The sequence below is a fragment of the Adonisia turfae CCMR0081 genome, assembly GCF_011009555.1.
Taxonomy (GTDB): Bacteria; Cyanobacteriota; Cyanobacteriia; order Phormidesmidales; family Phormidesmidaceae; genus Leptothoe; species Leptothoe turfae.
This window is the reverse complement of the sequence record NZ_QXHD01000004.1, coordinates 3,024,478-3,043,109: the sequence shown is the minus strand read 5'-3', so window position 1 is coordinate 3,043,109 and position 18,632 is coordinate 3,024,478. Positions and strand designations below refer to the sequence as shown.

Here is an 18,632-nt window from a genome sequence, read left to right as displayed (position 1 = left end):
CTTATTATTCGCCATGCCTAAGGTTTTGTTAGTAGAAAACAATGCATTAAACCGCAAAATGCTGGAACGACGCCTGAAGCATTGCGGATACGAGGTTCTGACTGCAACCGATGGCGACAAAGGTGTATCACTGGCCATCGAAAAGCAGCCCGATTTAATCATCATGGATACGGATTTACCCGTGATGGATGGATGGCAGTCAATCAAAATCCTGAAAGCATCCACGGCAGCGGCACATATCCCTATCATTGCGTTAACAACTAACAATAAATCAGGTAACTGGAAAACAGCGTTAGAAGTTGGCTGCAACGACTACGATACTAAACCCATTGTACTTAAGCGTCTGCTAGGCAAGGTGAATACATTGTTAGGGGTGACATCCCCTGACAGCACATCGTCAGCAGCCAACCCCCTAACCTTCACAAAATTAGAATCTGCGCTATCTCAATTTTCAGAATTAGAAAGCGAGTTTTCATCATTAAAGACACAGTTCACATCTCCGCAGCCTAGCCGGAACAAGTCCTCTGAGGAGTCTCTAAAGGGGCGCTACGAAGTTAGCCGAGTGCTGAGTGAAAACACATTTGGCCAGCGATTATTGGCTAAAGATCTCGACAATGATGCCAAATCAGTCATCATCAATGTCTTTAACCTACCAGTCGGAAATTCTTCACTACTGCCCCTGGTGCGTGATGCCCTGGACTCAGAAATGAAGTTTCTCAAGGTCATCACTCGACAGGATGATATTGCCACTTGCCTAGATTCGTTTGAGCAAGATGATAAATTCTACTGGGTACAGTCCGATATTGTAGGCACATCCTTAGTCGATGAGCTCGACAGTGCGCAATCCATGGGCCACGTCTTGCAGCTAACCCACAATTTGCTTAGCAGCATACACCCCTTTCACCAAGGGAAAATTGTCCACTGTGAATGTCATCCCCAAAGCTTTGTACGTCGTCAATCGGACGATCGCATCATCCTGGTGGAATATGGTGTCCTCAAGCGGCTATTTGTCAATCTGCGGTCCCATTCATTGGCCTACCGCCAAGCAATTTTGAAACACCACAACTATCAACCCGTTGAGCAGCGTGCTGGTAATCCTCAGCTAAACAGCGACGTCTATTCCATCGGCATGATTGTCCTACAATCATTAACAGGACAGTCTCCTGAATGGCTCGTTAAGACCAGCAGCAAGGGCAAGCTAACGGATTTGGTCAAGGCAGATTCGAACATTATTAAACTTTTCGAGCGAATGGTCAGTCCAAATTACCATCTTCGCTTTGAGTCAGCGGGTGAAGCCCTTAAGGCGCTCCCTTTAGGACTAATACTGAAAAAGTCTAACTATCGGCAAGCTTTATCATCCTAAGCTAGAAAAATCGCCCTAAATAACTTAATTCAGCACTTCCCTCCTAGTTTGGCATTATTCAGATACTAGGGGGGAAGTTATGTTGTTAGTAATATGAAGACATAAAAGTCAAGTCATGATTTGACTCTCTACAGAATCTTTAGCAATTCATGGGGAAACTAGAAACTTTTGATAAAGTCTCCGGATCAATATGAGTGGGTGAAATTACTCCGTTCTAACATATATACGTTAGCAAGAGCATTTATTATTTCCCTGCTCAACTACATTTAGCAGGGATTTTTTCAAACGTATCTTGTTTGATCGGGGACACAATGGGTGCATCATTATTTTTCATTTAGTCTAAAGTCGGAGTCTTAAAAATGTTTGAAGCCTTGTTACAGCGTTGCAAGTAGACTCCGTACTCACAGACAATTCGACCGTTAAGGAGATTTCACGCCAACGTTTAGTTCGGTTTGGGCGTCTCCTAAGCAGCAGTTAACCGATGAGTGTTCTACCTGAGATGAGTCTATCGTTTGAGCCCGTGCCCCTTGGAAACCATCTGGGGTTTCTGGCACTGGTTGCCTATGTCGCCACTTTGGCACCAACCATTATCCGCGTTGTCTTTCCAGCTTTCAAAAGCCATAGCATTGTTCGCTGGCTACTCAAACAGCGACGAGCTATTGGCATTCTATCTTTTGTACTTGCGGTTGGTCATACCTACTTTGTCATTCGCAAACGTAATTTTGACTTTTTTGATTTCCATACCTACCGAGCCAGTGTTGAGGGGTTGTCAACACTCATTATTTTTACGCTACTAACAATCACCTCTAACAACTGGAGCATAAAGCGGCTCAAAAAAAATTGGAAACGCCTCCATACATTGACCTATGCCGCCATGTTTCTGCTGACCTGGCATGTCATCAATAAAATGGCAGGTCAGTGGACAATGGTTACTCCAATTGCTGCCATCTGCATTATCGCCATTACAGTTTTGTTCCTGGTTCGCAAAGGATCAGAATTTCAGAAAGACCTGGTTAAAGTCAGAATCAACTAATATTTACCTCATTTCATCGAACCTGGGGGTTCAAACATGGCCCAGCGGATGATTTGAGGTGCCCTTTGTTATTGATATACTCCCTCACTAAACACAAGAGGGGGCCCATTCGAGGATGTCTGTCCACCTCTTTATGGGCAGCAGCCATGGCTAAGGAGTTCTATGTCTAGCTAGGCATAGGCTTCTGTTGGAATTTATCAGTGGTGCCAGTATAAACGTCATGATCGTCACATCAAAATCTACCGAAGCTAAGAAAAGGAACTCATTTTTAAAAAATCTTGCCAGTAAAAAGCGTCAGCAACGCGAAAATCAACCATCTAAAGCTAAAAAATCCCGTAAAAAGAAGACATCCACCGCTGAAAAGCTGAGTTTAATTAGCTTAGTGGCTGCCTGTATCGCAGTGGGTATAGACATGGTTGCGCCACCGATGGCGACCCGTATGGGTGCCGTTAATGTAGCGTCAGGTGTCACCGATGCCCATGCCTCTTTTGGTTTTGATAATCGTTTTGGCTCACGGCAGGCCTTTACAACCGATGCGGTGACCTATGGCAGCACCATGCATGCGGCCAGCCAGATTTTTGCAACGGGGCATTTTGATGGCACTATTTCGGTCTGGGATTCCGTATCTGGCAAGTTGTTGCAATCCCACCAAGTTCATTCTGATGCGGTCGAAGATGTTGTCTTGACTCCGAGTGGCAAGCTGCTGGCCAGCGGTAGCTGGGACAACGATATTCGCATTTGGAACTTAATGACAAAGCAACTGTTTCATGATTTGGTTGGGCATACCGATGATGTGAAATCGTTGGCCATCAGCGAAGATGGCAGCCTTTTGGTGAGTGGCAGTTTTGATAAAACTGTCAGAATTTGGGATATCTGGTCCGGTGAGCTGTTACACACGTTTGAGCACCCCCACGGAATTACGGCGGTGGCTATTAGCCCCAATGGCAAGACTATTGTCAGCGGGGATCGGCGCGGTATGCTTCACGTGTGGGATCTCAAAACTAAGATGAAGCTACTCACGCTGCATGGGCACAAGAGAACGGTGTGGGATTTAGCATTTAGCCCCGATAGCACCATGGTGGTGAGCGGTAGTCAAGATAGGACCGCGATTGCCTGGGATTTGCAAAAATTTGAACCTGTTTGTATGTTTGTGGGCCATGGGCGCGCAGTATATTCAGTGGCGTTTAGCCCCGATGGGCGCACGGTGGCCAGTGGCAGCTATGATCACACAGTGAAACTATGGGATGTGAAAAATCATCAGCGGGTGCAAACCCTGAGGGGGCACACAATGGCTGTATGGGATCTGGAATTTGCTGATGAGGGCAAGGTGTTGATGAGCAGCAGTGCTGATGGTGCAGTGCGCTTTTGGTCCGCAGAGTGGCTGACGAATAGGGCGGCGCTGTAGGAAGAGACGTTGCCGTAATCAGTCAAATTTTGGTTAAGTTTCCTGGAACATCCGAGTCACCTTTTAATGGGGGTGGCTTTTTTTTGCCTGTCGAAATGTTGCTGGTGGGTTGGGTAATTGTGGTACGAGCGTTATAACAGAGCTGATGTTTTAGCGCTTGCTCATGAATTACGAATCGGGCCAAACAGTCCCTGTAGAGTTAGACGATGGCAGCTTGATTTATGTCAAGGTAAAACCACCCCAAGTAACACGGGGTAATTCAGATAAGTTAGGGTCTAAGTCTTCGTTTGATAGGGTAACGTCTTCCATTGAGGGGATTGTGAAGGCCGTTGCAAAGCCGATTAATGCAGCGAAACCAACCAAAGCCAGTGTGACCTTTGGTGTGGAGGTGGAGGTGCAGGAGGGGCATCTGATTGCGGCGTTGGCCAGGGGAACTGGGACGACAAGTTTGGAGATTACCCTGGAGTGGGAAAAGGCTGAGGATGAGTAGTATAAGCTTGAATTATCGTTCAATTCTGCCTGACAGGTAGATACTATGTCCGGCTTCTTGACCATGTTGCCGATCGTCTCTTCTTGCAAAAGGTCAGTGGGGGCGATATTGTCATTCACCAGAGATGAACATCCCCCGTAGGTTGGGTTGATAACTTTATCCAACATTCTCTGCTCCCTTGCGGCTCTCCAAAACCCAACAATCCACTTCAACCCCAACCTACGGGGTAATCTGGCTCAAAATTGTTTTGTCTGTAATTTTTGTATCCTCGGCCAGCAAAAACACCTTGCTCAAAATCAGCGCCAGGGTCTTATCCCCCTCAAAGGGCAGAAACACTTTATCCGCCGCACTTTTTCCTGCCCGCACAATACACAAATACTGATCATTCGGCTCCATCAAAATATTCCCACTGCCCAGGTGAATCTTATAGGTGCGAATATCCCCCCTCACCACCAAAAATCGTTCCTGAAACGAACAGCGGCTAGCAATCTTCTTCAACTTGGGCACCAAATTTTCCAACACTTGCCGTCGCGTCTGGGCAGTCGCCGATAGCTCCCCAAACGAATAATCATGCCAGTAGTCATAATACTGTCGTCGTCCTTCAGCGCCACCATCCGTCCAGTTTGGATCATTGCCCACACTGGCAACACCCACAAACAAATCTACATCCCGTAACACCTCTGTCAATACCAATGCCGGAATGTCACTCAACGGTATCGGCTCTGCTGGAGCATTACGATAGGTGCCATAACCACCACCACCCGCATGGGCAAAATTACTCGCCGCATCAATTGGGTAAAACCTCACCTGGTCCGTCGCTAAATAAAGATAGGTACCCGCCTCAGTCGTATCGCTACCGTAGTCATCCCCAATCCCTTCAATCCAAAACTCTGCCCGCAAATCCCACTTGGGCAATAGTAACCGTGCCGGTTCATAATCATCATCCACCATCAGCCTCAGCTGATTCTTCCAGCCCCGCTGACCACACAGCGCATTAAACTGATGCTGCTTAATAATGTGGGCTGCAAACCGATTGGAGTACACACGAGTAGTCTCTTCAGCCGCCGTGAGTAGATAAATCTCCCGGTGGGCCTGTTTAAACGGCTGCTGAATCCCATGGTTAACTAACCAACTGCGCCAGGCCTGAATGGTCTCAGTTGTTGCTGTAATCGGATGCCATAGACTGACGCGAGTTTTATGTGTCAACCAGTCAATGGGTTTTCCTTGTAGATCGACTAGATTTGTCTTCAAAGATGTTTGAGTCGTGTTGGCTATCTTGCCTTGGCCCCCTAAATCCTCCAAGTCTGGGGGACTTTGAGCAGAGACTTCCCCCAAGTTTTGGGAGCTGGGGGGACCGTTTTCCCTGTCAAACCAGAACCCTACAGCATGTTTTCCATCTTCTTCAAACTGCCAGAGCATCCGTCTCGCTAAAGTACCCACCAATGGATGATTGACATAACGCTCCTGCCAGATAGTAAAACCCCACGTCTTCTGCTGTAGATAAAATGCCTCGATGCGGTCTCTCTGGGCGGGCAACATCTTCTGAATATCTTTTGCTGCCTGTTTTAGCTCCTTTAGATCCTCACCGTAGTTATCCTTAACGGCCTTAGGCACTGACTTTTGCACGTTGCCATCTGCCTTAAGCCACCGTAGCACTGTGCTACTAGTGCCAGTCACCATCAGCTCAGCCGTAAACTCGCCCAATGTCTCTCGCCGCACGCCCACCTCACTCAACCCATAGGTGGGCACCGCCAACTCTTCAATTTCTTCTCGGGGTAGTCCCTCTCGCTCAGCCGCAGCTGTCAGTGCTTTTTCAATTCCCTTTTGGGCCGTGCCAAACTTTACCTTTACCTTTAACAATGCCAGCTGACCAATGGCATCCGCTGTGGGCATTTGCCCCAAGGCCCACACACAGGCATTGCCCAGCTTCACGCACCGTGGTCCAATGCCAGGAATTTTGCGATAGGCTGAAACTGCTAGTTTTCCCAAAGCACGCACCAACTCTTCCTCGGTTTGATCCGCACAGAGCCACACTAAACCTTTGAGAATGTCGGCATTTTTGTCTTGAATCACATCATCACCACCACGCCAACCGGGCAAAGGCTGCGTGCGGGGCTGGTCTACCAGTGGACACCACTCCACTAGATACTGTTGAAAGGTGTCTATACCTACAGCCTGGCGCAGAGGTTTGGCGCTTTTGAGCCACTTGGCGGTGGGTTTACCGCCAGAGGCTGTAGAGCAGGCTGCAAGCAGTTGAATCCAGGTAGCTTGTTTGGTTTCGGGCAGTGCTTCGATAGTTTGTTTAGCTGCATCAGACCAGGGTTCTCCGGGGGTGACTGCCAGAGTTTTGGTCTCAGCGGAGATTAACAAGCGTAGTTGGTTGGCGGCTTTGGGTGCATCGCCGTAAAGTTGTGACCAGCTGTTGCAGGTTGCTTCAATAGCAGCTTGCAGCTCGGGCGTTAGAACATGGTCTTTGAGATAATCTCGCGTCAGCTTTTTGACAGGTGTATACCAATACCAGGTGCGCAGATTCCGATCTTGACAGGTGACTAGAAATTCAATCACACCGTCTGCGGTAAAAGGTAGTTTGCGATTTAAGATCAGTAGCAACACATTGGCAATACCAGAGGCGTTGCCATAGGCATCACCATCGTCATTGTTAGTCGCCTGTTCCATGTGGTGCTTATAGGCTTGCACCATGGCAAGGGCTAACTCAGCTTGCTCAGCTCGATTGAGTTTAGAGATTTCTTCCCAAATGTCAGACTCTTTGAAGTTGTAAGAGGGACCCTTGGTTGGTTCTTGATGCTCTTGCAGAACTGCTTGGATGATATCAGCATTGTTGATGGTCATGGTTAACCTCCCAACTAACCGCCCACCAGGGGGACCAATTTCATAAAGGTGACCGAAGTCTCAGGGGCAATGGTGATCTCGTCTTCCAGCTCCGTCACTTGTTCGTCATCCACCAAAATGATAAAGCCGTTACTTTGAAAGGCGGTAATGGCTTTTTCAAACTGAGCTTCCCAGTTAATCTTGCGGGGTTTACGCAGTTTGTAACCGTTTAGTGTCTGTTCGGTTTCAGTGGGTTGCACCAATCCTGTAAAAACGTCCGGCTGCTTCGCATTAAAGTCTTTCACTTCTTGATAAACCCGACTGCGAATTAGCTCTCGCACCGTAATCTGTTCGGTTAAAAAATCTAGTACCAGCATGGGGCCATCATCACCCAGGGTGTTGGTATCTCGGATATTTAAGCGGTTTTTCATGGGTTTGAAATGCGATCGCTAAACCTAGCAGACTTAATGACAGCTGACCTAGTTCCTTCTCGCGTATTTAGATTGTTGGGTTTCTCAAAATTCAACCCAACCTACGCCACTAACTCTTTGAACCAGTTGTCCTGCCAAATATCTTCAAAGCTCTCGTCTGCCTGGGCTTCTTCTTTATAGCGCGGATCAATCTGCACCGCTTTCTGCAAATTTTCTAGGGACTTATCAGTCTCCCGCTGTAGGGCATAACAAACGGCACGGTTGTAGTACGTCTTTGCATAGGCCGGGTTTAACTCCAGTGCTTTTTCAAAACTCTTGAGGGCATCCCGGTCTCGACCCAGCTTAACGAGTGCCAATCCGCGATTATCCCAGGCCTTGACTAAATCTGGCTTAAACCGTGTGGCCTGCTCAAACGACGGTACCGCATCTTCAAAGCGCTCTAGATCCAACAGTGCCAATCCCCGATTTAGCCAGGCCACACCGTCGTTTTCCTGAATCTTGACTGCCTTATCAAAGGACTTAAATGCTTCCTCTGGCTGTTGCAAAATACCGTAGGCCACTCCACGGTTCACCCAGGCTTCGTGGTAAGTGGGGTTAAGGGCAATGGCCTTATCAAAGGAAATAATTGCCTTTTCTCGCTGCTTGAGACGGCTGAGCACCATGCCCTTATTGAGCCAGGCTCTTGGGTCCGTATCATTGAGTTCAATCACCCGTTCAAAGGTGGTCAGGGCATCGTCATAGCGACGTAGCTCACGCAGTACTAGACCGCGTTGATACCAGGCTTCTTTGCGCTGGGGTTCCAGGTCAATCACCTTTTGCAACGCCGTTAGGGCCTCATCACGACGTTTCAGCTGGGTGAGGGGTTTACTGCGGGCTAACCACAGTTCCGCATTGTTTGGCTGGATGGCTAGGGCTCGATCGTAGGTTGCGATCGCATCTTCTAAATTACCGGCTTCAATCTGGCCTTCAGCCTCGGCCACAAGCTCGTCAATGGTCTCAAACAGCTCGGGGCGATTAGACTGTAGCCGTGCCAGGCGCTCGGTCAGGCTTTGCAGTTGAGTTTGAGCCGTATCCACAAACGAATCAGCCACATATTCAGGCGTCACTTCCCCTAACTGGCGCATAATCTGGTCCTTTTGCACCTTGGCATCAGTTTGCAAGCTATCCAGCTGCTCCGCAAAGCTCTGTTTTAGCTGCTCCAAATCAGCGGCTGAGGTAGACTGCTCTCCTTCAAACCGGGTTTTCAGGTCGTCAAGGGCTGTAGCAAAGCGCTCAACAATCACCATTAGCCGCTGCTGGGCTTCCTGCTGACGACTACGGGCGGCATTCGCCAGCTCATTGATCTGCGTCCCCAGGCTGGCATCAAACTGATCCAGCTTGTCGATCACCACGTCGCGACGGCCAAACACCACATCACGCACTTGCCCCAATTGCTGGGTAAACTCGCCCTCAAGCTGCTGCAGACTTTGCAGTGATTCTTGCTGCTGCTGGGTCACACTGGACTGCAGCTCCGTAAGCTGACGGTTAAATTCGCGGGCAGCGCCATCAATAGTCTGCAGCGTGCGAGACTGCTGATCACCTGTTTCACTTTGCAACTGGCTGAGCTGATTGGCAAAACTGTTAGCCGTCTGCTGCAATGCTCGAAATGACTCATCTCGCTCGGTGCTGAGGTCCCCTTGCAGTCGTTCTAGCTGGTGCTTAAAGTTGGCGGCCACCTGGTCCATATCCCCTAACAGCACCCCTTTACGACCTTCCACATCCACTCGGAGGGTGGCAAACTGGGTCAAAAAGTCATCGGTGGACTGACGTAACTGCTGCATCAGGTCAGCTTTGCGGCCTTCAATATCGTTACGCAGCTGCTGAAACTGCTGTTGCAGGTCACCCACTGAACGTTCAATGGTCTGCAGTGCTAATTCTTTATGGCCCAGGGCATTAGCCTGCATCTCGTTCAGCTGCTGGGCAAATTCTCCCCGGCTTTGCTGCATTTCCTGGGTAAAGTCCCCCCGATCCTGCTGCATTTCTTCGATAATGTTGTCCCGCTGCTGCTCCAGCTGTGCTTTCATTGCCTTACGCAAATCTTCCAGCTGGGGGCCAATATTTTTTTCCAGGCTGGTCAGCTTTTCTAACCAGCGATCTCGCTGCTCAATGGTGTTGGCCTGTAGTGTACCAATCTCGTCAGAAAAGATAGATTCTTTGCGCTCTAGCTCATCGAGATAAATACCTTGGCGATGGTCAGCGGTGGCTTTAAGACCTGCCAAATGATTATCCAGGGTGGACTGGGCAGTATCTAACCCCTGAAATACAGACTGTTGCTGCCGCCGGGTATCGGCTTGGAGAGTTTGCAGCTGCTGAATCGTGGTCTGTTTCAGGTTATCCAGCTCTTGCAGAAAATCGGTTTGGGTCGTGCCAAAAGACTGGCGAGCATTATCCAGCTCCGTTTGCCAATCTTTAACGGTTCGTGCCTTCAGGTCAGTAATATCCGCCAGTAGCTTGGTTAAACTATTGCGCTGGGTGGTCAGGTCTCGCTGAAAACTGGTGGAGCGTTCCACCAGCTCATCGGCGCGGTCGTCAGCCTCAGCCAAAATGCCATCAATTCTACGGGTGGCAGCCTGGATCTTGCTCTCCAGGTTTTCGATTTCATTGAGCTGACCAAGGACGTTTTTAGTCACATTCTTGGTGATTTCTGTTTCCACCGCACTGCGCATTACCCAGAGCATGGCCATCCCCATCCCCAGGAGCAAGATCAAGGTGCCGATCAAAATGCTCAGCAGCACAATGCTCCAGTCAGAAGAATCACCAGCATCGTCAGGACGCTGATTCACAGCCGTCGTCGCTTCAGCCGTGGAGCTGTTACCCAAGGATGTGATCGTGGTGTCCGTCTGGGCATGACCCGGTCGAATGGGAGCACACATTAAGATCAGCATGAGGGCCAACTTTGGCCAATTAGCGGATTTTGATGATGCGCTCACAGTCATAGAGGGGAAGGGCAGGACAGGTCTTAAAGACTGCTCATAGCATACCTGAGCTAGGGCGGCTTGTAGAGGCGTTCCACCGGAACGCCTCTACAATTCATTCTCGCTATTTTCTATAGGATAACCATCGGGACCAATGGTGGTGCGATCGCATATCACGTCACTTAAATCCACCTGCCGGGCCCGGAATAAATTAGCACCCCGCAAATCTACCTGGGTTAAGTTGGCCTGGGTTAAGTTGGCCCGACTTAAATTCACCTGACGTAGATCGGCTCCCGTTAAATCAGCCCCGGTTAAGTCAGCCCTGTAAAGGTTGGCCTGATACAACGTCGCGTCAGATAACTTGGCTCCCCGCAAATTCCCATAGGACAGGATGGCCCGCTGTAGGTTAGCTTGCGACAAATCTGAAGCCTGTAGTAAGGCATTACCCAGATTGGCATCCGTTAAGGTGGCCTCAATTAACCGCACCCGACTGAGCTTGGCATAGGGTAAATAGGCTCCCTGCAGGTGAGCACCCGTGAGATCACAGTTGCGGATATCGCAATCAAATAAGTTAGCTGCTTCTAGCACAATGTCTTGAAAGTCACGTTTCCCAGCTTGATAGGCCGCTAAGAATTCATCAACCGTCATACCCATCTACGTCAAAATTGAATTGGATACCTGCCACTTGCGATAAGGCCAGCCTCCAACTGGCTCAATAAATATTGCTCCAGAAATGTTTGGCACCTGAAAGCAAGATGTTACAGAATGTAAATTAAGATACATATCGTAGAAAAAAGGCTTTCTTAAGCGTCACTTAAGATTTTCGGGGGCATCCTCGGCCTTGGGTATCCACTCAATCGATAGCTCCACTGCACAGCCATGACTAAGGCATCGCGCTCTCTCGCCTATCACTATCACCAACGCACTAAGTATTTCCCCGATGCGCTGCCCCAAGGAACCCTAAACTGGGCTGACCAGCCTGAAGTTTACAAACGTTATCCCTTGGGCAGCCGGTTTGATCTACAGGGCTATTTAGGAGCGGTGGAACGTCCCAGCGATCAATGGTGGCAGCGGCTATCGCAATTTTTATTCCACAGCTATGGGTTAACGGCCAAATTTACCAGCACGATAGGGGATACGGTTTATCTGCGTTCGGCCCCATCCGCCGGTGCGCTGTACCCGGCAGAAGTTTACTTGATTTCCCGGGGCACATCCCATCTGCCTGCTGGTTTATACAATTACCAGGTCAAGACCCATAGTTTGGTGCGGTTCTGGGACGATCATCCGTGGCAGCGATTGCAGGAGGCTTGTTTTTGGCATCCGGCCCTGGAGCACACTCACCTGGCGATGGTGACCAGCGTTGTGTTCCAGCGTTCGGTCTGGCGTTATCAGGCCCGGGCCTATCGTCGGGTATGTCTGGACACAGGCCATTTATTGGGCAATGTGGATCTGGCGGCATCGCTGTGTGACTATCGCCCCCATCTGATCGGTGGATTTGTGGATGATGCGGTGAATGATCTGCTGTACCTGAACCCAGAAGAGGAGGGTGCGATCGCGGTTTTAGCCCTGGCCGATTTGCTACAGGTCGAGCAGAACCTACCCCGGGGCTGCACCACATTGTCCAGTGATTTACAGGTATCTGAGCATGGGGTGACGGTAGATGACGGTCAGCTGCTGGCCGCACTGCATCAGGCCAGCAAAATTACCCCTCAGCCAGATAAAAGTCTGGAGCAAGCCCGGTTAGATCATTCGCCTCAACTCGCTGGCTCCCAGTATGCGTTTCCATTTGGCAATAACGCCAGTACCAAAGTAGCCCCTATCAGTTGGGGAGAAGGGCTGGAGTATTTGACTAAATCTATGCTGCACCGGCGTTCGACTCGCCGTTATCGGGGTGCGGCAATTTCCTTGGATCCTCTACGGCAGCTGCTGGATTTTACCTATCACCCTGAAAACTATAGCGAACAAGGGTTCGACCCGCAGCCCGACTATTTTGATTTGAGCCTGATTCAGACGTTTATCGTCGTGTTGGCCGTCAACAATCTGGATGCAGGCTGCTATTACTACGATCCGGCAGAAACCACCCTACGACAGGTGCGGTTTAAGCATTTCCGGCGCGAGCTACATCATCTTTGCTTAGAACAGCACTTAGGCCGTGATGCCAGTGTGGCCATTATGCATACGGCCAATTTGAAACAGGCCGTTGAGCGCCATTGTGATCGGACATATCGCTATTTGCACATGGATGCCGGTCATCTAGGGCAGCGGCTGAATGTGGCAGCCACACGCTTAGGTCTCGGTGTGAGCGGCATTGCCGGGTTCTTTGACGATCAGGTCAATGACGTCCTCGGCATCCCCGAGGATGAGGCCGTGCTATACATCACCACCATCGGCGTACCTTAAGCTCCTGATGCGGAAAGCGGGCAGGGTCCTCCCGTCCGATCTCCGTACACCCTTTAGATCCCCCCCATCTCTCGCAGACTACGAGCAATCGCTGACATATCTTCATCCCCAAAGCCCTGAGCGATCAGCCCACTCTCAATCTGCTCCACATAGGCTGCCATGGGTAGTGGCAACCCCAGTTCGCGGGCTGCCTCCAGAGCAATGAGCAAATCTTTGCGGTGCAGCCGCATCCGGAACCCAAGGGGATAGGTATTATCGAGCATATTGCCAGACCGATTGGTAAAGGCCCAAGAACTAGCCGCACCACCACCCACGGCCTGGACGACTTTTTCCATATCCAACTCCGCTTTTAGCCCCAGAGCTAACCCTTCAGCAACGGCCCAAAAGGTACCTGCAACAACGATCTGATTAATGGCCTTGGTGGTTTGCCCAGCACCGATGGGGCCAACGTGGGTAATTGTTTTACCCAGGGCCTGCAGGACAGGCATCGCTTTAGTTAGTGCTTCAGCTTCCCCCCCCACCATGATGGATAGAGTGCCGTTGGTCGCCCCTTCTGAACCGCCGGATACGGGAGCATCCAACATGGCAATCTGCTGCTCAGCCAGCTCAGCTGCAATGGCTCGGGTGACCGTGGGGCTAATGGTGGACATGTCGATGACTAAACTATTGGGCTGTGCTCCTGAAATCACACCCTCAGGCCCGAGAAGCACTGCTTCAACGTCGGGCGTATCGCTAACGCAAATTACAATAATTTCAGCCTCTGTGGCAGCAGCAGCGGGTGTGGCGGCTCGCTGGGCACCTGCCTCGACCAGGGGTAATTCGCGATCGCGACTACGATTATGGACAATGAGCTGATGGCCTGTAGCTAGCAAATTTAGGGCCATGGGCATGCCCATAGTACCAAGGCCAATAAATGCAACCTTCATAGCAGTCTTCCTGTGGTGTTAGCTGTGGCACAGTCACCATAGCAAAAGCTTCCTGAAACTAATTTCAGGAAGCTGAATTTGTAAATATCCAGTTGTCTTTGAGCTGTACTAGACGTTAGCTGCCTGCACAGGGGTCAGCCGCACAAGGATCAGCCGCACAGGGATCAGCCGCACAGGGGTCAGCCGCACAAGGATCAGCCGCACAAGGAGCTGCACAGGGAGCAACTTCTTCAGTGGGTGCTGCGCAAGGGTCAGCGGCACAGGGATTTGCGCCGCCGCCGCCGCAACCAGTTAAAACACCAACACTCAACACAGAAGCAGCTGCAACAGCCGCTAAATAATTAACTTTCATCAGAGGGCTCCTCTTAAAGCATTGAACAGATAATAATGCAGCCGAAACCAAATCGACAAATTAATCCGCGAATAATTATTCGCGATCAACCTTAATGTTGGCTGAGAAAAAGATGCTAATTACCTGAAAGGCAAGGGAGTTTAGCTGATTTTTCAGCCAAAACTAGCGTTTTGGGTCCGAAACCAAACGAAATCCAAACAAAATATGACGATAGGTCGTAGGTCGGCCATGGCGATAGGCAGTCCGACAAAATCCTGGCAGATCATCCCAGGCGCACCCTTTCATAATGGCCCGCTCCTGACCGTCCTGCACGTATACGGTTGATGTAAATTCAAACACATTGCCCGCCATGTCTTCCACACCGTAAGGACTCTTACTCAGGGGATAAGCACCCACACGGCTAGTTCCTTCGGGTCCGTTTTTCTGCCAGTTTGTAGCCTGCTCTTGCCATTCGCTACCCCAGGCAAAATAACGTCCATCCATCCCGCGAGCTGCTTTTTCCCATTCGTCAGCTGTGGGCAGTCGATACTCAAGCCCATCTTCCTGGCTTTTCCAAGCGGCATAGGCTAAGGCATCTTTTTGAGACACCAGCACAACCGGGTGTTGCGCTTTACCCGGAGGGAACTGGTAGCCCCGCCAAAAGTATGGGCGCAGGTCTTGATAGGAGTGCACCAGCATATTTTGCTCTTGGTAGTTCTCGGCAGTGATGCCAGGCTGATGATAACCAGTTGCGAGCACAAACTCTTGATAATCTGTGTTTGTAACTAGATTGCGACTAATGCAAAATGCTGCCAGACGTTGATTGCCAGCCTCAGGTTCAAAATCAAACCATCGCTGCTGGCGTAAACGAGTTTCTATATCCAGGGCCTCTTCTGGCGTAGTCGCTAAAGACTGGGCCGAAATACGATAGGCAAAGTCCCGTTCCTTTTGGTCGCTACCAGATATGTAACGGCCCCGCTCAACATATAAGGAATCTTTAGTGCACCGAATATCTTGACCATCTGGGCCAATATGAACGCTCGGATCCACCTGCGAGTTGGCTTGACCACATCCAGTTGCCAAGACAACTGTAAATAGCATCCAAGTTAAAGACCGACGAAGGTACTGTTTTGAGCGTGAGTTAAGCATATACACCAAAAGCGTTCCGGGGGCGTAAACGGAGTCGAGTTCTACTGGCTAAGATTCCCTAACGTTGGCACTATTTGCCCTGCCCAGTAAGTCACTTTGAGCTCTAAGGAATAACGCAGAAGATAATTGGTTTGACCTTGAAAATCACAAAAAGGTTTATGGCTATAATCCCCTCAAAGCTAAATAGCTTAAGTTTGCTCCGCCTATTAGCTGAATTAGGCTACAGACAAGAGAATTTAACCCAGTGTCTAGGTGCGGACTGTAAGCACACCGCTGTTACAAGATGAAACGTTTCTTTCATATAACACTGTTACATTAGGGCAATGTTCTAAGTACCAGCGGATGGCTATATCTTTGTGTGTTTGAGAATCTAAGATGAAGCCATTAGTCTGATAAATCTACTCTTGCCCCTTTGCCCATGACAAACCATAACTGGTTAATTACCGATGACGGTCAGCCAACCACGTTTGGAAGCACGGATAATGTGCAGCCCCCAAAACGTGTTTATCGGCTGTATCGCTTTTTAACGGATTTAGAAGACATTTTGGCAGACGAGAAGGATGACAGTATTCGTATTCAGAAGATTGTGCCCCTTGTCCGTAAGCTACTAACTAGCTCCTACTGGTTACAAATGGAGTATGATGCACCGTCCCCAAAAACTGGATGGTCCGTAAAATTTCTGTATCGAGAATATGAATTTCCCCTAACAGTTCAAATGGTGGCCTGGGCACCTGGCCAAGTATCAACAATCCATAACCACTCAGCATGGGGGATTGTTGCTTTGATTGGTGGCGAGGAAAAAAATCATTTGTGGCAACGTTCCCCCACTGAAGACAAGCCCCATCGTCTAGAGTCGGCTGGGGAGATAGATCTAGTACCTGGCGACATTATTGGCTTTACACCAGGGGCAATTCACCAGGTACAACCCATAGGAGATGAACCGACAGTTTCCTTTAACCTCTACGGAGTCACTGACTACAAGACTCGGTACGAGTATGACGTGAAGGCGCAAACAGCGAAGCTGTTTTAAGGGGGAATGGGACTCAGGGAGTGGACAGTAGGGACGACTGCGCTATTTCTGTTGAAATGGAAAACTCCATCAAGATATCCCTTTCACAGCTGTAGCCCCACTCCCTATTCCCTAGTCCCTACTTGCTCTCTCACCAACCTGTTCCCTCACCCACTGGCCGTAACTCTCAGTGCTCTCAACAATAGGGACTGCTATAATCTCTGGCAAATCGTAGCTGTGCTGGTGCTCTATCTGTGCGGCAATTTGGTCAAATAGCGCCAGGTCAGTTTTAATCGACAATTGGTACTCAGAGTCGCTGTGAACAGCCCCCTGCCAACGATAAATTGATTGAATTGGAGTCAAGGTGACGCAGGCTGTCAATCTAGACTCAATCAAGCTTTTAACAATTGCACGGGCTTCTGTTTCAGTAGCCGTAGTGACTAACACGAGACCCAGTTGGGAAGATGACGTCATATCTCAAAGCTAAAATCTAAACCAGACAACATTAAAGGGATCTAACCGAAACTGGAGAGAATAGTCCCATGGGCACTCTGGGTGCTATTGCAGATGTCTGAGACTGAATGGCAGAAATACTTACTTACTGATTTTCGCGCTAATATCCCTTGATTTACGACTACAGTTCCTGGCTTGGATTTTTCTAGGGTTGTATGGGTGAGTATGACGCCTGTTAAATCTGCTTGATCAATATTGGCGCGACTAAGATCGACATTCACAAGATTAGCCCGTTGCAGTTGGGCATAGTGCAAGTTGGCCCCAACCATTTGAGCCTTTTGCAGATTGGCATGTTGTAATTGAGCGTGGGAAAAATTGGCGGCTGTTAAGTTAGTTCCCTGCAAATTTGCTCCCTTCATATGGGCATGGGAAAAGTTAATTCCGTTCAGGTCATAGTCTTGAAAATTAAGGCCGTTAAGCCGCGCCCCTTCTAAATGTGCGCCATTAAATTGCACAGCGGTAATGTCGGCACCATAAAGACGGGCATCGCTCAAGTTGGCCCAGGCAAGATTGGCCCCCCTTAATTGGGCTTCTCGCAAGTTAGCTCCAGCCAGGACTGCGCCGCAAAAATTAGCACAGTGTAAACGACTCTGGCGAAAGTTTACATGGGCCAGCTGAGCACCACTTAACCGGGCATGGGAGAGATCAGATTTAATCCAAAAAGTTCCACGACCCTCAATTTTGGTGAGATTGGCACGGCTAAAGTTACTCTCGCTCAGCTTGGCAAATTGCAAATTGGTTCGTTGTAGCTGAGCACCGACAAATTGTCCCTTGGTGAGAAAGGCTCGACTCAGGTTAGCAGCCGTCAAATTAGCACCGGACAAATCGACATTAACTAAAATGCAGTTCGACAGATCAGCACCGCTCAGATTAACTCCTTTAAAGTTTCGATGGCCTGATTCGTATAGCCGCAGGAACTCGTGAACTCTCATCTTAGGTTAGGACCCTAGCGTTTTAAAGATTGCCGCTGGCGAATAGGTGCTGGTAGGCAAGTCACACTGGCGACACTTCTATAGAGTAGACGGCACCTCGTACAATTAATGGGATGGTTGATGTTGGTTGATATACCAACTTAAAACTTAAGAAAATCTGAACTTTCAACACACCATAACTTTATGAAGATATCCGAGGAGGTTGCTATATCCCCCTCATTAACAGGGCAATGGCAGTCATTTTTCCTAGGAGCACTTTGGTTAGGTTTTGTAACTTATGCAGTCTTACTGGCACCACCCAGTACCCCTGATACCTTAGATGTCATTTGTCAACTGTCAGCGGGGCAATGGGTTGATCTGACCCCATTGCCCCGTTGTTTTGTTTAATCTGATGGGGCTATGGCCAATTATCTACGCCAGTCTAGTCTTGACGGATGGACGAGATCAGACATTACCGGCTTGGCCATTTGTGGTGAGTTCTTTCGGCTTTGGAGCTTTGGCTTTAATGCCTTACTTGGCTTTGAGAAAATCAACTAACGCTCTGCTATATCGAGCACCAGATACTACACGGCTAAAGGTATTTAATCAGCGATTGGTAGGGATTGGGGGTGCGATCGCGACTATCCTCCTGATCGTCTATGGCATCCAACCAGGTACATGGAGTGAGAGTGGATATACATCCGTAAGACTGTTGGTGAGTGGCGAGGGTCATTTATTCAGTTTTCTCCAGACACTCCAAATGTGTTAAGGCGCTTGCGCTTAAATAATCACCCCATTACCCCATCACTCATCCAACCATCTATAGTCCCAACCTGGGTCTTTATTTTTGTGCAGTCCCCTAACCCTTGAAGAAGATCGGCCAGATCA

The 18,632-nt window shown here is 49.3% G+C and carries 16 protein-coding genes; 7 read left to right on the top strand and 9 right to left on the bottom strand.

The window, feature by feature from the left end:
• Positions 1-13: 13 nt before the first annotated feature.
• The 4 genes from DXZ20_RS37530 (at position 14) to DXZ20_RS17305 (ending at position 4,291) form a co-directional block, all read left to right on the top strand.
• The gene (locus DXZ20_RS37530) at positions 14-1,363 is read left to right on the top strand and encodes a response regulator (RefSeq protein ID WP_163664287.1); all 1,350 of its coding nucleotides are present in this window, start codon (positions 14-16) and stop codon (positions 1,361-1,363) included.
• A gap of 481 nt (positions 1,364-1,844) precedes the next feature.
• Positions 1,845-2,396 carry a ferric reductase-like transmembrane domain-containing protein gene (locus DXZ20_RS17315; protein WP_250564925.1) on the top strand — a complete coding sequence of 184 codons (552 nt, stop codon included), beginning with the start codon at positions 1,845-1,847 and terminating at the stop codon, positions 2,394-2,396.
• Positions 2,397-2,616: 220 nt separating this feature from the next.
• Positions 2,617-3,801, top strand: coding sequence for a WD40 repeat domain-containing protein (locus DXZ20_RS17310; protein ID WP_163664289.1), 1,185 nt, complete (start codon positions 2,617-2,619; stop codon positions 3,799-3,801).
• A gap of 163 nt (positions 3,802-3,964) precedes the next feature.
• Positions 3,965-4,291: a CU044_2847 family protein gene (locus DXZ20_RS17305; protein WP_163664291.1), complete on the top strand. Its 327-nt coding sequence runs from the start codon at positions 3,965-3,967 to the stop codon at positions 4,289-4,291.
• Between the two features lie 219 nt (positions 4,292-4,510).
• Here DXZ20_RS17305 and DXZ20_RS17300 read toward each other — a convergent pair whose 3' ends face one another.
• The 4 genes from DXZ20_RS17300 to DXZ20_RS17285 form a co-directional block, all read right to left on the bottom strand.
• Positions 4,511-7,141 carry a DUF4132 domain-containing protein gene (locus DXZ20_RS17300; RefSeq protein WP_163699501.1) on the bottom strand — a complete coding sequence of 877 codons (2,631 nt, stop codon included), beginning with the start codon at positions 7,139-7,141 and terminating at the stop codon, positions 4,511-4,513.
• A 14-nt stretch (positions 7,142-7,155) separates the two neighbouring features.
• Positions 7,156-7,551 carry a hypothetical protein gene (locus tag DXZ20_RS17295; RefSeq protein ID WP_163664296.1) on the bottom strand — a complete coding sequence of 132 codons (396 nt, stop codon included), beginning with the start codon at positions 7,549-7,551 and terminating at the stop codon, positions 7,156-7,158.
• A gap of 101 nt (positions 7,552-7,652) precedes the next feature.
• Positions 7,653-10,520, bottom strand: coding sequence for a tetratricopeptide repeat protein (locus DXZ20_RS38515; protein ID WP_163699498.1), 2,868 nt, complete (start codon positions 10,518-10,520; stop codon positions 7,653-7,655).
• A 93-nt stretch (positions 10,521-10,613) separates the two neighbouring features.
• Positions 10,614-11,159: a pentapeptide repeat-containing protein gene (locus DXZ20_RS17285; RefSeq protein ID WP_163664300.1), complete on the bottom strand. Its 546-nt coding sequence runs from the start codon at positions 11,157-11,159 to the stop codon at positions 10,614-10,616.
• 225 nt (positions 11,160-11,384) lie between these two features.
• Here DXZ20_RS17285 and DXZ20_RS17280 point away from each other — a divergent pair, with 225 nt between their 5' ends.
• Positions 11,385-12,905, top strand: a complete 1,521-nt coding sequence (locus DXZ20_RS17280; protein WP_163664302.1) for a SagB/ThcOx family dehydrogenase — start codon at positions 11,385-11,387, stop codon at positions 12,903-12,905.
• Between the two features lie 53 nt (positions 12,906-12,958).
• Here DXZ20_RS17280 and DXZ20_RS17275 read toward each other — a convergent pair whose 3' ends face one another.
• The 3 genes from DXZ20_RS17275 to DXZ20_RS17265 form a co-directional block, all read right to left on the bottom strand.
• Positions 12,959-13,831, bottom strand: coding sequence for an NAD(P)-dependent oxidoreductase (locus DXZ20_RS17275; RefSeq protein ID WP_163664304.1), 873 nt, complete (start codon positions 13,829-13,831; stop codon positions 12,959-12,961).
• A gap of 115 nt (positions 13,832-13,946) precedes the next feature.
• Complete coding sequence (locus DXZ20_RS17270) at positions 13,947-14,183, bottom strand: hypothetical protein (RefSeq protein ID WP_163699497.1); 237 nt, start codon at positions 14,181-14,183, stop codon at positions 13,947-13,949.
• Between the two features lie 162 nt (positions 14,184-14,345).
• Entirely contained in the window at positions 14,346-15,263 is a 918-nt protein-coding gene (locus DXZ20_RS17265; protein ID WP_163699495.1) for a formylglycine-generating enzyme family protein, read from the bottom strand.
• Between the two features lie 466 nt (positions 15,264-15,729).
• On the opposite strand from DXZ20_RS17265, the gene DXZ20_RS17260 reads away from it, so the two are divergent.
• Positions 15,730-16,341 (top strand): cysteine dioxygenase family protein, encoded by a 612-nt coding sequence (locus DXZ20_RS17260; protein WP_163664310.1) that lies wholly within the window; start codon positions 15,730-15,732, stop codon positions 16,339-16,341.
• 111 nt (positions 16,342-16,452) lie between these two features.
• Here the strand turns inward: DXZ20_RS17260 and cutA are convergent, their stop codons facing one another.
• Both cutA and DXZ20_RS17250 read right to left on the bottom strand, forming a co-directional pair.
• Positions 16,453-16,794, bottom strand: a complete 342-nt coding sequence (cutA, locus tag DXZ20_RS17255; RefSeq protein WP_163699493.1) for a divalent-cation tolerance protein CutA — start codon at positions 16,792-16,794, stop codon at positions 16,453-16,455.
• A gap of 41 nt (positions 16,795-16,835) precedes the next feature.
• Positions 16,836-17,765, bottom strand: a complete 930-nt coding sequence (locus DXZ20_RS17250; RefSeq protein WP_163699491.1) for a pentapeptide repeat-containing protein — start codon at positions 17,763-17,765, stop codon at positions 16,836-16,838.
• Positions 17,766-18,156: 391 nt separating this feature from the next.
• Between DXZ20_RS17250 and DXZ20_RS17245 the strand changes: the two genes are divergently transcribed.
• Complete coding sequence (locus DXZ20_RS17245) at positions 18,157-18,513, top strand: hypothetical protein (RefSeq protein ID WP_163699489.1); 357 nt, start codon at positions 18,157-18,159, stop codon at positions 18,511-18,513.
• Positions 18,514-18,632: the final 119 nt, after the last annotated feature.

Excerpts from the sequence above, each read along its gene's own strand:
- DXZ20_RS17260 (WP_163664310.1), top strand. The coding sequence starts at position 15,730 with ATGACAAACCATAACTGGTTAATTACCGATGACGGTCAGCCAACCACG.
- DXZ20_RS17250 (WP_163699491.1), bottom strand. The coding sequence starts at position 17,765 with ATGAGAGTTCACGAGTTCCTGCGGCTATACGAATCAGGCCATCGAAAC.
- DXZ20_RS17310 (WP_163664289.1), top strand. The coding sequence starts at position 2,617 with ATGATCGTCACATCAAAATCTACCGAAGCTAAGAAAAGGAACTCATTT.
- DXZ20_RS17315 (WP_250564925.1), top strand. The coding sequence starts at position 1,845 with ATGAGTGTTCTACCTGAGATGAGTCTATCGTTTGAGCCCGTGCCCCTT.
- DXZ20_RS17265 (WP_163699495.1), bottom strand. The coding sequence starts at position 15,263 with ATGCTATTTACAGTTGTCTTGGCAACTGGATGTGGTCAAGCCAACTCG.
- DXZ20_RS17300 (WP_163699501.1), bottom strand. The coding sequence starts at position 7,141 with ATGACCATCAACAATGCTGATATCATCCAAGCAGTTCTGCAAGAGCAT.
- DXZ20_RS17275 (WP_163664304.1), bottom strand. The coding sequence starts at position 13,831 with ATGAAGGTTGCATTTATTGGCCTTGGTACTATGGGCATGCCCATGGCC.
- DXZ20_RS17285 (WP_163664300.1), bottom strand. The coding sequence starts at position 11,159 with ATGGGTATGACGGTTGATGAATTCTTAGCGGCCTATCAAGCTGGGAAA.
- DXZ20_RS17270 (WP_163699497.1), bottom strand. The coding sequence starts at position 14,183 with ATGAAAGTTAATTATTTAGCGGCTGTTGCAGCTGCTTCTGTGTTGAGT.
- DXZ20_RS37530 (WP_163664287.1), top strand. The coding sequence starts at position 14 with ATGCCTAAGGTTTTGTTAGTAGAAAACAATGCATTAAACCGCAAAATG.
- DXZ20_RS17295 (WP_163664296.1), bottom strand. The coding sequence starts at position 7,551 with ATGAAAAACCGCTTAAATATCCGAGATACCAACACCCTGGGTGATGAT.
- DXZ20_RS17280 (WP_163664302.1), top strand. The coding sequence starts at position 11,385 with ATGACTAAGGCATCGCGCTCTCTCGCCTATCACTATCACCAACGCACT.
- DXZ20_RS17245 (WP_163699489.1), top strand. The coding sequence starts at position 18,157 with ATGGGGCTATGGCCAATTATCTACGCCAGTCTAGTCTTGACGGATGGA.
- DXZ20_RS17305 (WP_163664291.1), top strand. The coding sequence starts at position 3,965 with ATGAATTACGAATCGGGCCAAACAGTCCCTGTAGAGTTAGACGATGGC.
- cutA (WP_163699493.1), bottom strand. The coding sequence starts at position 16,794 with ATGACGTCATCTTCCCAACTGGGTCTCGTGTTAGTCACTACGGCTACT.